Source organism: Paenibacillus dendritiformis (assembly GCF_945605565.1).
In the GTDB taxonomy this organism is placed as follows: Bacteria; Bacillota; Bacilli; order Paenibacillales; family Paenibacillaceae; genus Paenibacillus_B; species Paenibacillus_B dendritiformis_A.
Genome location: NZ_OX216966.1, coordinates 2,410,001 through 2,424,681 on the forward strand (window position 1 = coordinate 2,410,001; position 14,681 = coordinate 2,424,681).

Below are 14,681 nucleotides of genomic sequence, written 5' to 3' on the forward strand. Positions count from 1 at the left end.
CACAGGTCTGTGCGAAGCCGTAAGGCGAAGTATACGGGCTGACGCCTGCCCGGTGCTGGAAGGTTAAGGGGAGTGGTTAGCCGTAAGGCGAAGCTATGAACCGAAGCCCCAGTAAACGGCGGCCGTAACTATAACGGTCCTAAGGTAGCGAAATTCCTTGTCAGGTAAATTCTGACCCGCACGAATGGCGTAACGACTTGGGCGCTGTCTCAACGAGAGATCCGGTGAAATTTTAATACCTGTGAAGATGCAGGTTACCCGCGACAAGACGGAAAGACCCCATGGAGCTTTACTGCAGCTTGATATTGGACTTTGGTACGGTCTGTACAGGATAGGTGGGAGCCTGGGAAGCCGGAGCGCCAGCTTCGGTGGAGGCGCCGTTGGGATACCACCCTGATCGTATCGGAGTTCTAACCTGGGACCGTGGAACCGGTTCGGGGACAGTGTCAGGCGGGCAGTTTGACTGGGGCGGTCGCCTCCTAAAGAGTAACGGAGGCGCCCCAAGGTTCCCTCAGAATGGTTGGAAATCATTCGAAGAGTGCAAAGGCAGAAGGGAGCTTGACTGCGAGACCTACAAGTCGAGCAGGGACGAAAGTCGGGCTTAGTGATCCGGTGGTACCGCATGGAAGGGCCATCGCTCAACGGATAAAAGCTACCCTGGGGATAACAGGCTTATCTCCCCCAAGAGTCCACATCGACGGGGAGGTTTGGCACCTCGATGTCGGCTCATCGCATCCTGGGGCTGAAGTAGGTCCCAAGGGTTGGGCTGTTCGCCCATTAAAGCGGTACGCGAGCTGGGTTCAGAACGTCGTGAGACAGTTCGGTCCCTATCTGTCGCGGGCGTAGGAAATTTGAGAGGAGCTGTCCTTAGTACGAGAGGACCGGGATGGACGTACCGCTGGTGTACCAGTTGTCTCGCCAGAGGCATAGCTGGGTAGCCAAGTGCGGAAGGGATAAGCGCTGAAAGCATCTAAGCGTGAAGCCCCCCTCAAGATGAGATTTCCCACATTGGTAAGACCCCTTGAAGACGACGAGGTAGATAGGTTGGAGGTGGAAGTGCAGCAATGCATGGAGCTGACCAATACTAATCGGTCGAGGGCTTATCCTAAGTAAGATGATTTGATGATTTGCTTTCGCATTCAGTTTTTAAGGTACAACACCTTATCTGTTTGGTGGCGATAGCGGAGGGGTTCCACGCGTACCCATCCCGAACACGACCGTTAAGCCCTCCAGCGCCGATGGTACTTGGACCGCAGGGTCCTGGGAGAGTAGGACGCTGCCAAGCAGAGGCTTTACATATCGGTCTCCGGTGAAGTCCGGGAGATTCGTTACATTCCCTGATAGCTCAGTCGGTAGAGCACTCGGCTGTTAACCGAGTTGTCACAGGTTCGAGTCCTGTTCGGGGAGCCACACGGAGAGATGTCCGAGCTGGCCGAAGGAGCACGATTGGAAATCGTGTAGGCGTCACAAGCGTCTCGAGGGTTCAAATCCCTCTCTCTCCGCCAGCGTGGCCCGTTGGTCAAGCGGTTAAGACACCGCCCTTTCACGGCGGTAACACGGGTTCGAATCCCGTACGGGTCACCATTACATTTATATGGACACTTAGCTCAGTTGGGAGAGCACCATCTTGACAGGGTGGGGGTCAGCGGTTCGAACCCGTTAGTGTCCACCATATTATCGCGGGGTGGAGCAGTTCGGTAGCTCGTCGGGCTCATAACCCGAAGGTCGCAGGTTCAAATCCTGTCCCCGCAATACTTTTTCCATCGCGCGTTGATACATAATTTCGATGCGGAAGATGAATAGCACATGGAGCTGTGGTGTAGAGGCCTAACATGCCTGCCTGTCACGCAGGAGAACGCGGGTTCGAATCCCGTCAGCTCCGCCATTATTACAAAATGCTGGGGCCCGTTGGTCAAGCGGTTAAGACACCGCCCTTTCACGGCGGTAACACGGGTTCGAATCCCGTACGGGTCACCATGCGAGCCATTAGCTCAGTTGGTAGAGCACCTGACTTTTAATCAGGGTGTCGAAGGTTCGAGTCCTTCATGGCTCACCAGTATGCATTCAACGAGTCTGCGCTGTCGTGCAGGCTTTTTTGTTATTCTGGCGTGATATTATGTCATCGAGGAGCAGCCTCAGATAGAACCCCCTCGCCCGGAAGCTTCTGAAGCTATGTTCCCCCTCATTGCCGTTACTTATTCCGGTTCTGCATACGCTCGCCAGTCCACCCTATTGATGTTTTTGCATAAAGGCATTATGATTAATGCAAATCGCTAATTAACTGCTTTTATAAAAGGGTTTCAATAAGGTGGGATCGTCGCAATGGAGGAAAAAACCGTTAATATTAAAGAGTTCAATCGAAATCGAATTTATAAGCTGCTGCGGCAAAAACAGCATTTATCGAAGCAGGATATTGTGCAGCATTTACAAATCAGTCTTCCGACCGTTACGCAAAACTTGAATTATTTGCTGAAACAAAAGTTGATTGCGAATACCGGCACCATCGGAAATACCGGGGGACGGAACGCGCAACTCTTTTCCTATATAAGCGATGCCAAGGTCGCCATTGGCTTGGACATTACGAGAAATCATATTACCACCGTGGTCGTCGACTTAAATGGGGAGATTATCAATATTAACCGCAGAAGACAGAAATTTGAGGCTTCGGATCCGTATTTTCGTCTATTAGGGGATGTCATTCAAGAGAGTATCAAGGATTTGAATATAGACGAGTCCAAAATATTGGGCGTCGGCATCGGTGTGCCTGGCTTGATCACGGAAGACCACCAGACTGTTTTTTATGGGAAAATTCTTAATTTTACCGGGGAAACGCTGGAGCGGTTCGCCCAGTACATTCCCTATCCAGCTATACTGGTGAATGATGCGAACGCAGCGGGATTTTCGGAAATATGGGCAACTCCGGACACGAAAAATGCATTCTATATTTCGTTAAGCAACAATATCGGGGGAGCTGTCTATATCCGCGACAAAGTCTTTGCGGGAGAAAATCAGAAGAGCGGCGAAATCGGGCATATTACGATTATCCCGGACGGACTGCCTTGTTATTGCGGGCAAAAAGGCTGTCTGGAAGCTTATTGTTCCGCATCCTTATTGTCCGATGCGGCGGAGGGAAGTTTAGCTCAATTTTTTGAACAGGTCAAGCAAGGGGATCCGGAGAAGCTGAAGTTGTGGGAGAAATATTTGCGGCATCTGTCGATCGCGATTAACAATATTCGCATGCTATTTGACTGTGATATTATCCTGGGCGGTTATGTTGGTGCGTACATGGAGGAGCATATCGATACATTGAAAAAGCTGGTCGCCGCAAGAAATACGTTTGAAGATCATGCTGACTTTCTGCGCATATGCAACTATAAAACGGAAGCGATCGCGGCCGGGGCGGCTCTGCCGTTTATCGATCAGTTTATCAATCAAATCTAAAATAAACGAAGCTTGCATCATGACGCATGGGGTTAGGCAGGAGGAATCATCAGTTCCTTTTCCGTCAGCTCCATGCGTTTTTTTGTACTGTATCTTTTTACATATTGACAAGGCAGCCGAGAGGGGCTATTCTTACGTTAAGTAGTTTTATAAAACACTTTAATAAAACGTATTTATTATCGAAGGGTGGATGCATAATGAATCAACTGTCCTCTAGCTTGGAAGCCTCGAAGAGAAATGTGCCGGCAACGATGAAAGCGCTTGTAGCGTATGGGAAAAATGATTATCGCTTTGAAGCGAACTACCCTACGCCCGAATGCGGTCCGGACGATATCATCATTCAAACCGAGGCATGCGGCATTTGTGCAGGGGATTTGAAATGTCTGCATGGAGCAGCCATGTTCTGGGGCGACGAGACGCAACCGGAATGGGTCAAGCCTCCCTTTATTCCCGGCCATGAATTTCTGGGAACGATTGTGGAAGTTGGAGAAAATGTAACCGATTTCGCAGTAGGCGATCGGGTCACGGCGGATCAGATTGTGCCATGCCGGGAATGCAGATTTTGCAAGCAAGGCGACTATTGGATGTGCCAGCCCCATAATATTTTCGGGTTCCAAGGGGAGAACAACGGTGGAATGGCTGAATATGTCCGCTATCCGAAGACGGCTGTCGTTCACAAAGTGCCTGCCGATATGGACCTGGCGTCTGCGTTATTGATTGAGCCTTATGCTTGCTCGAAGCATGCGGTCGATCGGGCGCAAATCGGGTGCGAGGATATCGTTGTCATTTCCGGGGCAGGTCCGCTTGGCTTAGGAATGATTACGTATGCGCGCATGAAAAATCCGAAAACATTGATTGTGCTGGACTTGATTGAAAATCGGCTTGAAAAAGCGAAGGAGTTTGGCGCCGATATCGTTTTGAATCCGAAAGAAACGGATGTTGTCCAAACGATTATGGATATGACGGACGGATATGGTTGCGACATTTATATCGAGGCGACCGGGCATCCTTCCAGCGTGACGCAAGGATTAAGCATGATAAGAAAGCTTGGCCGCTTCGTGGAGTTCAGCGTGTTCGGCGAGCCTACGACCGTCGATTGGTCCATCATTGGCGACCGCAAAGAATTGGATGTATTGGGAGCTCATTTAAGTCCATATTGCTTCCCGTTCGTCATTGAAAATATGGCAAACGGCAATCTGAAAACGAACGGCATCGTTACCCGCAAGTTTCCGATCGAGCAATGGGAAGAAGCATTCGAATACGCGTCCGGCAAGCATGGCGATTTCAAGGTGGCAATCACGTTCTGACGAAGGGTGAATTAGGATGGAAAAATATGTGGTAGGAATCGATTTCGGCACATTGAGCGCCCGCACGATACTCGTGAATGCGGCCACAGGCGAGATTCGGGCCGTTGCCGAGATGGAGTATCCCCATGGCGTGATGGAACAAACCTTGCCTGATGGGGTAACGAGGCTGGGACCGGATTGGGCGCTGCAGCATCCGTTGGACTATATCGAGTGCGCTTCCAAAACGCTGGCGGAGATTTTGACAACGACTGGCGTCGACCCGCAGCAGATTATCGGGGTGGGAACCGATTTTACGGAATGTACGATGCTGCCTGTCAAATCGGATGGAACGCCTCTATGCGTGCTGGATGCCTATAAGAGGAATCCGCATGCTTATGTGAAGCTGTGGAAGCATCATGCGGCTGCGGAGGAGGCCAACAGGCTGAATGAGATCGCAGCATCGCGGGGCGAAGCCTTTCTAGACTATTACGGCGGTAAAATATCGTCGGAGTGGATGTTTCCAAAAATATGGCAAATCTTAAATGAAGCGCCTGAAATTTACGAAGCTGCCGATCGATTTATGGAGCTGGCCGATTGGATCACGCTTCAGCTTACGGGCGAAGAAAAACGAAACAGCTGCACCGCAGGATATAAGGCAATATGGCATAAGCAGCACGGCTATCCTTCGAAAGCCTTTTTCAAAGCGCTCGATCCAAGACTGGAACATGTCGTTGATGACAAAATGGCGCGAACCATCTATCCGGTTGGCACCAAGGCAGGGACCATCACCGAGGACAGCGCTACATGGACCGGCTTGGCGCCAGGCACTGCCGTAGCTGTAGGGATAGGCGACGCTCATTCCGCCGTCATCGGCTGCGGGATTACGACTCCAGATATTTTGCTGATGGTGATGGGGACATCCGGCTGCGATATGTTGGTCAGCGAGACGGCGGTGAAGGTGCCAGGCATCAGCGGTCTTTGCGAGGACGGCATTTTGCCGGGGTTCTATGGCTATGAAGCCGGACAGTCCTGTCTGGGCGATCATTTCTCCTGGTTCGCCAACCATTGCGTGCCGGAGCGAGTGGAGCTTGAGGCGAGAGCGGCGAACAAAAAAGTGCTTGGGCTCCTGAATGAGAAAGCGGCGCAAATCAAGCCGGGAGCCAGCGGCTTACTCGCTCTCGATTGGTGGAACGGGAACCGTTCCGTGCTGGTCGATGCCGATCTGACAGGCTCCATGTTCGGAATGACGACCGCAACCACGGCGGAAGAAATGTACAAGGCGCTTGTCGAAGCTGTCGCTTTTGGCAAACGCATGATTATTGAGAACTTCGTGCAGCATGGCGTTCCGATACGGCAAATCGTGGCGACGGGCGGCATTGCGGAAAAAAGCCCGTTCATTATGCAGACCTTCGCGGATATTATCGGTATGCCGATTGATGTCGCGGCGACCCAACAAGGGACGGCGATGGGAGCGGCGATGCTGGGAGCGGTGGCGGCCGGCAGCCAAAATGGTGGCTATGACTCCATCCAGCAGGCCGGACAAGCCATGGGCGGAGGCATCAAAAAGACGTATGTGCCGAACGGCGATCATCGGGACATTTATAATCAGCTCTATGCCCAGTATGTGGAGCTGCACGACTACTTTGGCCGCAATGAAAACAGTCCAATCAAACGATTGAAAGCGATTAAATTGGAAGTCGCGAGGGGAAATGCGGGCAAGCCTTGAATATCGGAAAAAGATGCAGCACGAGCAATAAGAAAATGATAATAGGAAAGAAGTGATGCACTTGAAGGGGTCGAATTTTCTGGACAAAGTAGGCATTCCTGCATCCCTTGCCTGGGGCTATCTTGGCGTTCTTATTTTTATGATGGGGGATGGACTGGAGCAAGGCTGGTTAAGTCCTTATCTGGTGGAGCAGGGGCTTAGCGTACAGCAATCAGGCATTTTATTTACGGTATACGGGGTTACGATTGCATTGTCTTCTTTCCTGTCCGGCTTGTTCGTTGATGCGATGGGGCCGAAAAAAGCGATGCTGACCGGCTTAATCCTGTATATACTCGGCTCCGTCGGTTTTATTGGATTAGGGATTACTCAACTTTCTTTTGCGACGATGCTGCCGACGTATGCGTTTAAAGGTCTCGGTTATCCTTTGTTTGCTTACTCTTTTCTCGTGTGGATTGCTTATCAGACGCCGCAAAAAAAGCTGGGAACGGCTGTCGGCTGGTTCTGGTTCGTTTTTACCGGAGGCATGAATGTGCTTGGCGCGTATTATTCCACCTGGGCGCTGAAGCATTTGGGGCATATCAATACGTTGTGGAGCGCGCTTGTATGGGTATTGCTCGGGGCGCTATTCGCGCTTGTCATCAACCGTGGCGGCAAGATCGATAAGGCCAAAGCGGAACAGCACGGAAGTAAATTGAAAGAGATCGTCACAGGCTTGGCGATTGTCAAAAAAGAACCCAAAATTGTGTTGGTCGGCCTCGTCCGAATGATTAATACGGCAGCGCAATTCGGCTTCCCTGTGTACATGCCCCTCTACATGGAAAGCCAAGGAATCAGCATTTCGTCCTGGCTCCATCTGTGGGCGATGATTTTCATTGGCAACATTGCGTTCAACCTCATATTCGGCATTGTTGGCGACAAGTTCGGCTGGAGAAATACGGTGATGTGGTTCGGTTGCGCAGGTTCGGCGTTCTTTACGATATTGCTGTTTTATGTTCCTCAGCTTGCAGCCGGCAACGTCATGCTGACGCAAGTTATCGGAATTTTATGGGGAGGATGCCTCGCCGGCTTCGTACCATTATCGGCCATAGCGCCATCTCTCGTAAAAGGGGAAAAAGGCGCGGCGATGTCCATCTTGAACTTGGGAGCAGGTTTAAGCGCTTTCGTAGGTCCGGCTCTTGTTGCCTTGTTCATTGGAAGTCTTGGTTACGCCGGAGTCACATGGCTCTTTGCAGGCCTGTTCATCGCGGCTGGCATTATGATGATCTTTGTGACGCTTCCGGATGAGAAAAAGACGAAGACGGATCCGAACCTAAACAGCGAAATGGCAAGCGCTACGTAGTCCGGGTTGGCAATCCAAAAAAGCAGCTCTTCTCCTTTTGGAGGAGGGCTGCTTTGACGACTATGACCAGCGATCCAGCTTCTGATAACCTTTGCCCATCCGGTAGGACGACGGGCTGATTCCGTAGACGGAGGAGAATTGGTTGGAGAAATAATGTATGGAATCGTATCCGAGCATAAGCGCGATTTCGGTAATCGATTGGCGGCTTTCCATCAACAGGACGGCCGCTTTTTTCATGCGAGCCTGCAGGGCGTACTCTTTGGGAGACATGCCGGTCTCCTGCTTGAACAGCCGATAGAATTGCGACTTCTCCAATCCGCACTCGCTGCACCAGTAATCTACGGAGAACCGCTGCTCCGGATACGCCTCCATCTGCTCCAAGATGCGGGTAATCCGGTAATCTGCCGTCTGGGTCAGGCTGCCTGCTTCATGCCATTGCAATATCCAGGAATAAAAACAGGCGGAGACCGCTTGAGCCGTATATTTGCCGGAACGGTTGAACGCAGCCAGCGTCTGCTTGATCAGCTCGATCAGATGCGGGTAAGGCCGCAGCGACATGCTTGTCGGCAGCGCATCCAATTCGGGACAGGGCATTTGTTCCGTAAGCCACCGGGGATCATAGTCATCCCATTGATAAGCGAAGGTCGGCTGCTTGGGCTGGGGCACGCACCACAGGTCGCAGTAAATATTGCAGGCATCCATCGTGTCTTCCGGGGCCGGGACGAAATAATGTCCTTCTCCCGGTCGTACGAAAATCAGGCTGCCGCTCGCCACGGGGTAGACCTGTTCATTGACAATCATATGTCCATGGCCTTCCGTGAAGAGATGGAAGGCATAGCTGTAACCTCTGCGCCGCTGCTCCTCGGGAGCCCCGCGATAGTTGTACATATGCGCCGCACGGATATGGGGCTTTACCTCACTGAGCGGTTTCATCGTTCTTCCTCCATATGATCGGAATTTTGTATAAATGACAGGAACCTGTCTTAAATACGTACGCCTACGTAGATGATACAATGATCTCAAGAAAATGTCATGTATAGGAGGATATTATGCGCTACAGACAGGTTCACCTCGATTTCCATACTTCGGAGCATATTTCTGATATCGGGAGAAAATTTTCTAAAAAGAATTTTCAAGAAATGCTGCAGCTGGGACATGTGGACTCGATAACCGTGTTCGCCAAATGCCATCACGGCTGGGCTTACTTCCCTTCGGAAACGAATGAAATTCATCCAGGGCTTGATTTTGACCTGCTCGGCGCTCAGATCGAAGCGGCGCACGAAATCGGCGTCAAGGTGCCAATTTATGTGTCTGTCGGCTTCGATGAGAAGCTCGCGTGGGAGAAGCCGCAATGGCTGATGCGGGACGAGGCGGACCGGATGAACTGGGTCGACTCTTTCATGAAGCCGGGATATCATCAATTTTGTCTGAATACGCCATATCTTGATCTGGTTATTGAGCAGGTGCAGGAAGTGGTGCGCAAGTATGACGGCGACGGCATTTTCCTCGACATTGTTGGCGAGCGGACGTGCTACTGCACGACCTGTCTGAAGCAAATGGAGGCGGACGGTCTGGATCCGCATAACAAGGAAGATGTGATCGCGAACGGTCGCCGCATTTACGCGAACTACACGGCGCGCATCCGGGAAGCGATCGACGCGATCAAGCCGGGCTTGCCGGTGTTCCATAACGCGGGCCATATTCATCAGGGGCGCCGCGATCTGATGGGCATGAACTCTCATCTTGAGCTGGAGTCGCTGCCGACCGGCGGGTGGGGGTATGATCATTTCCCGCTGTCTGCCCGCTACGCGCAGCCAACCGGCTTCAACTTCCTTGGCATGACCGGGAAGTTCCATACCTTCTGGGGCGAATTCGGCGGTTACAAGCATCCGAACGCCTTGCGCTATGAGACGGCGCTGAGCCTGGCGAACGGCGCCCGCTGCTCGATCGGAGACCAGCTCCATCCTGGCGGACAGATGGACCGGGCGACATATGAGCTGATCGGGAAGGCGTACGCGGAAGTGAAGGCCAAGGAAGCATGGTGCGTGAACGCCGTCAACCATGCCGATGTCGCCCTGCTTACGGTAGAGGCCGCCGGCGTGCAGCAGGAAAGCGGAGCCATGTATTCCGGCAAAGTCGATATGGGCGCGGTCCGCATGCTGCTGGAAGGCAAAATCTTGTTCGATATCGTAGACCTCGAAAGCGACTGGAGCGGCTATAAGGTGCTCATTCTCCCGGATTCGATCGTGATGAAGGATACGATTGAGCCGAAGGTGGAAGCGTTCCTGGCTGCAGGGGGCAAAGTGCTGGCGTCCGGGCGTTCTGGCCTGAATGTCGAACTAACCCGGCAGATGCTGCCTCTCGGCTTCACCGATATCGGGCCGAATCCGTTCCGTCCGGATTATTTCCGTCCGCTCTGCGATGGAATGGCCAATCTCGGAGAAGCGGCGTATATCATGTACGGAGAAGGCCGTCGCATCGAGCTGACGGACGGCACCGAGCTCGGAAGAAGAGAGGATCCGTACTTCAACCGCCAGGCGTTCCGCTTCTGCTCCCATCAGCATGCGCCGAGTTCCGGGGAGGATGGCGGACCGGGCATGGTCGAATCCACGAAAGGGATTTATATCGCCTGGAACGTGTTTGAAGATTATGCGACGAAGGGCAGTCTCATATTGAAGGAAACGGTTCTGTTCGCGCTTCGCCGGCTGCTCGGCGATCAGGTCACGTTGAAGACGACGCTGCCTGCCCAGGGCGTGACGACGCTCCAGCACCAAGCAGCGGAGCGCCGCTATATCAATCACTTGCTGTATGCTTCCCCCGTGAAGCGCGGCGAACGGGTCGAAATCATTGAAGATATGATTCCGCTCCAACAGGTCGAGGTGCAGCTTCGGCTGCCAGTGACGGAAGTGAAGCGGGTCTATCTGGCTCCGCAAATGACCGATATCGGGTTCAAGGCATCCGGGGGCGATGTGCAATTTACTGTACCTCAATTGGAATGCCACCAAATGGTCGTCGTAGAGTATAATGAGTAGCAGCAGGACAGACATCCGGGAGTTATGAGGAGGAACCAACTTGGTAGACTTGGGTAAAGTGTTAGTAGAAGAGTATCGCGGCAATTGGTTGGAATGCGCGTACACCGGCCATATGGCCGGCGTGAACGAGCATGGGGAGACGCTGTTCACGGTGGGGGACGAGAACTATGTGAGCTTCATGCGATCGTCTTCGAAGCCGGTTCAGGCGCTGCCTGCCCTCATGGCGGGAGTGCCGGAGCATTACGGGTTGAGCGACGAGGAGATCGTGCTTATGACGGCATCTCATCGGGCGCAAAAATTCCACGTCGAAGCGCTGGAATCGTTCATGCGCAAAACCGGCATCTCGGAGACTCAGTTCGTATGCAAGCCGACGTATCCGCTGAACGGAGCGGCCCGCGACGAGCTGATCGCCCATGGCGAGCCTGCGCGCTCCATCTACCACAATTGCTCGGGCAAGCATCTCGGGGTGCTGGGGCTCTGCAAAATGAAGGGCTGGCCGACGGACAACTATGCCGAGCCGGACCATCCGGTTCAGCAGCAGGTGCTGTCTCTGATGTCCGCGCTCTCGGATGTGCCTGTCGAGAAGATCCGGCTGGGGACGGACGGCTGCGGCTTCCCGGTCTATGCGCTGCCGATTCGCAATATTGCGACGCTGTACTTGCGGCTTGCTTGTCCGGATCTGATTCCGGATGAGACGGTCCGAGCGGCCGTCATCCGCCTGACGACGTTGATGAACCGCTACCCGTTCTACGTATCCGGTACGCAGCTCATTTGCCCGACGCTTCTGCAGGACGACAACATCGTCGCCAAAGGCGGCGCCAAAGGGATCTACTGCTTCGGCTTGCGGAAAGAGCGCATGGGGATCGCCTTCAAGGTGATGGACGGATCCGAAGATCAATGGCCGCTCATCGTGGCCCATATTTTGAAGGAGATTCAATATCCGAACGCGGAGACGATCGAGCGTCTGCGGCAGCTCAGTCCGCCAGAGACGAAGAATGACAATGGCCGGGTCGTCGGCATGCGGGAAGCGAAGTTCAAATTGCAGTGGGTTACAAAATAAGAAGAAAGTATAAGTCTATACCGTCTTGCCTGAAGGGATAACCTGAAGACAAGGCGGTTTTTTCCATTCTTGTTCGTATATTGAAGTACGGAAAGCTAAGAAAAAAACATCGTTTTTCATCAAAAAAGAATTGATTTTCAATATGTGGTCTGTTATATTAATAAATGTCCTTCTTGAAGCATGCTCTCAGGGCAAGCCATGGAATGACGATGGACAGGCTGGATTAGCCGATGCGCGGACATAGCTCAGTGGTAGAGTATCGCCTTGCCAAGGCGAGGGTCGCGGGTTCGAATCCCGTTGTCCGCTCCAGAAGAATGCGCCCTTAGCTCAGCCGGATAGAGCGTTTGACTACGAATCAAAAGGTCGGGAGTTCGAATCTCTCAGGGCGCGCCAGATAACTTCATAGGCCGGTGTGGCGGAATGGCAGACGCGCGCGACTCAAAATCGTGAGGGAAACCGTGGAGGTTCGAGTCCTCTCACCGGCACCACATTAACAACCAACAGTTCATTAGATATAATTCTAATACTATGACCTAACCACTCTTGCACTTCTTTCATGCTGACGCCATTGCTCAAAAGCAGAGTGGCGCAGCTATGGCGAAGATCATGAAAACGTATGTGTTGCATGCTGTTCTTCTTTAGTACAAGGGCAAAATGTTGAGTGATATAGTTAGGCTTAATTCGATCCCCCATAACATCCACATAAATATAACCAATGTAATCTTTATAGTACGAATCCTTAAAGAGATGCTTGTTTCCTGCTGCTCCTTCATTTGCAGTATAAGTCATAAAAGGCATCTACAAGAGGCATAGTACGGAGACTTGATTTGTTCTTTGTTCGATCCTTTTCAATCGTGATCAGCTTCCCATTCAGTGAACCAGAAGTGACGGTATGTTTGATCGTGATCGTTTTATTGACCAGATTAAATGACAGACCATTTTAGACCAACCACTTCACTACGCCTTAATCCATAAAATGCTCCCAGGATTACAGCCAGTTCAATCTTGGTGCCCTTCACAATTTCTAAAAGTTGATTAACTTCTGAGGCACTGTATGAACTGCCTACAAACGCTTCCTTCTTCGGACGAATGATCTTGTCAGCAGGATTGGAAGTGATGCGCTCTGTGATATAAGCTTGTTGAAGTGCCGAACGAATATTGGCATGATAATGAATAACCGTGTTGGCACTTACACCCCAATCATTTAAGGCATGACTGTAAAAATCCTGAATGTGATGAGCTCGATCCTCTGCTTCACCGTTTCCAGCCAATCCAGCATGTAATCCGAAAATAAGGTCTGGTCAACATCCAAGTTCTCTTCTTTACTTTGTTTTTCTTGTACTTTTTCGGTTTGTTCATTTGGTTTAAATTCAAAGTTTTTGCGGGTATCCATTAGTAAGGACTCCGCTCTTTTCTTGTTTCCTTTGACGGGCAAGGCCGTAGCAATCCATTTACTCTTCCGCTTTCCCTCCTCATCCTTATAATTTAGATCAATGTAAAAATGACCTTTTTTCCTAAAGCATTACAATAAGGGGGCGGTTGATGAGTCATTATATCGTGAAGATAAGCAATAACATGCATTTTGGGAATTTTATACGCTTTGCCAATTCTGAAGTGGTTGATCTTGTTGGCCTGTAAAAGCTCATATCCCGTCTTTGTACTAATTCCTCCAAGCATTTCACACATTTGTACGACATTGACTACGTCCGGATACTTTTGAAAGATGTGTGAATAAGCGTTTAATGTGTCGGGTGCAATACCAGAGTCATACATAAACGTACACCTCTCTTCAAATACAAGGATTAGGGATATGTATAACAAAAGAATGCGTTCCAAGCTGCGGATGGTTAGCCCACACATAGCTTCTTTATCAAAGCTCCCCCCCTCATCCGAGCGGGCTGCCCCCAATGCAGTGATGCTGGCCAGGCAGAAGTATCATCATACCTCTTGCGGGTCATGGCGATCAGCCCACCACAGGCTGATTAAAAGCGGAAAAGAATCGCTCGAATCATGTCATAGATTGTCTTGGCGCATCCGCTATCGTCGCTTCCTGCTACTTAACAGGCACAAAAAGAACGTACTTTGTTCGGCTCATAATCGAGATTTTCCATTGCTTGAATAACATAACCAAGGCAGGCTCCATTTTTCCAACGCTCAACTTTCATATTCTGTAAGGCTCCTTCATTTCCATCCATTAGTAGAACCTCCGCTTCGTAAAAGGGGAAGTAGCCGCGCGGTATGGTTGGCCTGTCCTTGGACAGTAATTTCAGCGCGGCGTCTTCCCGAGTTATATTAAAACGATGACCTGAACGAGCGGCGGTTCCGCCCCCATGGGAATTTCACCCCGCCCCATGCTGATGGCGCGACGGGTCAATGCTGTGAAGCGTTCAAACCGTAAGTATCATTATCCTATGTGTGGGATCGTCGCCTGGCAGACCTACCACTGTTCTGCTTGCCGTAGATGGTGTTTGTCGATCGTTCTCAAGCAATAAATCGCTGAAAAGTTATGGCGCACCCTATGGCTTGGCTCCTCCACACATGCAACAACGGCGATGGCCTCTAATTTCATTCCTGCTTGTTCTAGTCCATCAATAAACTGGATAAATGGGGTACCGTCAGCATTTCGGAAATTTTGTACGTTGAGCGAATTTCAACCTAAAAGAGTCGAATCCCTGCCACTCCCTCTTAAGGAAACGACCGGGCTAATCTCGTGCACATGATTTCGTCCAAAAAACCTATCGAACCACACTATTCAAACCAAATACCGACAACGCAACGTTGATTGTTCTTACTTTAT

11 protein-coding genes, 11 tRNA genes and 2 rRNA genes (1 of these 24 cut by a window edge) are annotated in these 14,681 nt (G+C 51.2%); 19 read left to right on the forward strand and 5 right to left on the reverse strand.

What is annotated here, in order from left to right:
* From NNL35_RS10440 to NNL35_RS10505, 14 genes are all read left to right on the forward strand, one after another.
* Window positions 1-1,108: ribosomal RNA gene (locus tag NNL35_RS10440) — 23S ribosomal RNA — on the forward strand; it begins 1,820 nt to the left of the window's first position.
* 60 nt (window positions 1,109-1,168) lie between these two features.
* Window positions 1,169-1,285 (forward strand): 5S ribosomal RNA (gene rrf, locus NNL35_RS10445).
* Between the two features lie 49 nt (window positions 1,286-1,334).
* A tRNA-Asn gene (locus NNL35_RS10450) sits at window positions 1,335-1,410 on the forward strand.
* A 3-nt stretch (window positions 1,411-1,413) separates the two neighbouring features.
* Window positions 1,414-1,505: transfer RNA gene (locus tag NNL35_RS10455), tRNA-Ser, on the forward strand.
* A 4-nt stretch (window positions 1,506-1,509) separates the two neighbouring features.
* Window positions 1,510-1,584: transfer RNA gene (locus NNL35_RS10460), tRNA-Glu, on the forward strand.
* A 12-nt stretch (window positions 1,585-1,596) separates the two neighbouring features.
* Window positions 1,597-1,672, forward strand: a tRNA-Val gene (locus tag NNL35_RS10465).
* A 6-nt stretch (window positions 1,673-1,678) separates the two neighbouring features.
* Window positions 1,679-1,752: transfer RNA gene (locus NNL35_RS10470), tRNA-Met, on the forward strand.
* A gap of 56 nt (window positions 1,753-1,808) precedes the next feature.
* Window positions 1,809-1,885 (forward strand) — tRNA-Asp (locus NNL35_RS10475).
* Window positions 1,886-1,902: 17 nt separating this feature from the next.
* Window positions 1,903-1,977, forward strand: a tRNA-Glu gene (locus NNL35_RS10480).
* Between the two features lie 3 nt (window positions 1,978-1,980).
* Window positions 1,981-2,056: transfer RNA gene (locus tag NNL35_RS10485), tRNA-Lys, on the forward strand.
* Window positions 2,057-2,322: 266 nt separating this feature from the next.
* Window positions 2,323-3,441, forward strand: a complete 1,119-nt coding sequence (locus tag NNL35_RS10490) for an ROK family transcriptional regulator (RefSeq protein WP_006679440.1) — start codon at window positions 2,323-2,325, stop codon at window positions 3,439-3,441.
* A 197-nt stretch (window positions 3,442-3,638) separates the two neighbouring features.
* Window positions 3,639-4,748 (forward strand): erythritol/L-threitol dehydrogenase, encoded by a 1,110-nt coding sequence (locus NNL35_RS10495; protein ID WP_006679441.1) that lies wholly within the window; start codon window positions 3,639-3,641, stop codon window positions 4,746-4,748.
* A 16-nt stretch (window positions 4,749-4,764) separates the two neighbouring features.
* Complete coding sequence (locus NNL35_RS10500) at window positions 4,765-6,453, forward strand: ribulokinase (protein WP_006679442.1); 1,689 nt, start codon at window positions 4,765-4,767, stop codon at window positions 6,451-6,453.
* A 55-nt stretch (window positions 6,454-6,508) separates the two neighbouring features.
* Window positions 6,509-7,792 carry an MFS transporter gene (locus NNL35_RS10505; protein WP_006679443.1) on the forward strand — a complete coding sequence of 428 codons (1,284 nt, stop codon included), beginning with the start codon at window positions 6,509-6,511 and terminating at the stop codon, window positions 7,790-7,792.
* Window positions 7,793-7,852: 60 nt separating this feature from the next.
* Here the strand turns inward: NNL35_RS10505 and NNL35_RS10510 are convergent, their stop codons facing one another.
* Entirely contained in the window at window positions 7,853-8,725 is an 873-nt protein-coding gene (locus NNL35_RS10510) for a helix-turn-helix domain-containing protein (protein ID WP_006679444.1), read from the reverse strand.
* A 116-nt stretch (window positions 8,726-8,841) separates the two neighbouring features.
* Here NNL35_RS10510 and NNL35_RS10515 point away from each other — a divergent pair, with 116 nt between their 5' ends.
* The 5 genes from NNL35_RS10515 to NNL35_RS10535 all read left to right on the forward strand — a co-directional run bounded on the left by NNL35_RS10515 (window position 8,842) and on the right by NNL35_RS10535 (window position 12,372).
* Window positions 8,842-10,824: an alpha-amylase family protein gene (locus tag NNL35_RS10515; protein ID WP_006679445.1), complete on the forward strand. Its 1,983-nt coding sequence runs from the start codon at window positions 8,842-8,844 to the stop codon at window positions 10,822-10,824.
* A gap of 40 nt (window positions 10,825-10,864) precedes the next feature.
* Entirely contained in the window at window positions 10,865-11,884 is a 1,020-nt protein-coding gene (locus tag NNL35_RS10520) for an asparaginase (RefSeq protein WP_006679446.1), read from the forward strand.
* Between the two features lie 234 nt (window positions 11,885-12,118).
* A tRNA-Gly gene (locus NNL35_RS10525) sits at window positions 12,119-12,193 on the forward strand.
* A 7-nt stretch (window positions 12,194-12,200) separates the two neighbouring features.
* A tRNA-Arg gene (locus tag NNL35_RS10530) sits at window positions 12,201-12,277 on the forward strand.
* 13 nt (window positions 12,278-12,290) lie between these two features.
* Window positions 12,291-12,372 (forward strand) — tRNA-Leu (locus NNL35_RS10535).
* Here the strand turns inward: NNL35_RS10535 and NNL35_RS10540 are convergent.
* From NNL35_RS10540 to NNL35_RS10555, 4 genes are all read right to left on the reverse strand, one after another.
* On the reverse strand, window positions 12,323-12,682 hold the full coding sequence (locus NNL35_RS10540; RefSeq protein WP_100226465.1) for a tyrosine-type recombinase/integrase: 360 nt from the start codon (window positions 12,680-12,682) through the stop codon (window positions 12,323-12,325). The two genes, NNL35_RS10535 and NNL35_RS10540, sit on opposite strands and share 50 nt — an antisense overlap.
* Before the next feature lie 125 nt (window positions 12,683-12,807).
* Entirely contained in the window at window positions 12,808-13,155 is a 348-nt protein-coding gene (locus NNL35_RS10545; protein WP_167539918.1) for a tyrosine-type recombinase/integrase, read from the reverse strand.
* Complete coding sequence (locus NNL35_RS10550; RefSeq protein WP_006679424.1) at window positions 13,089-13,277, reverse strand: hypothetical protein; 189 nt, start codon at window positions 13,275-13,277, stop codon at window positions 13,089-13,091. The genes NNL35_RS10545 and NNL35_RS10550 overlap by 67 nt, the downstream gene beginning before the upstream one ends.
* 664 nt (window positions 13,278-13,941) lie before the next feature.
* On the reverse strand, window positions 13,942-14,079 hold the full coding sequence (locus NNL35_RS10555) for a hypothetical protein (protein ID WP_158000478.1): 138 nt from the start codon (window positions 14,077-14,079) through the stop codon (window positions 13,942-13,944).
* Window positions 14,080-14,681 lie beyond the last annotated feature (602 nt).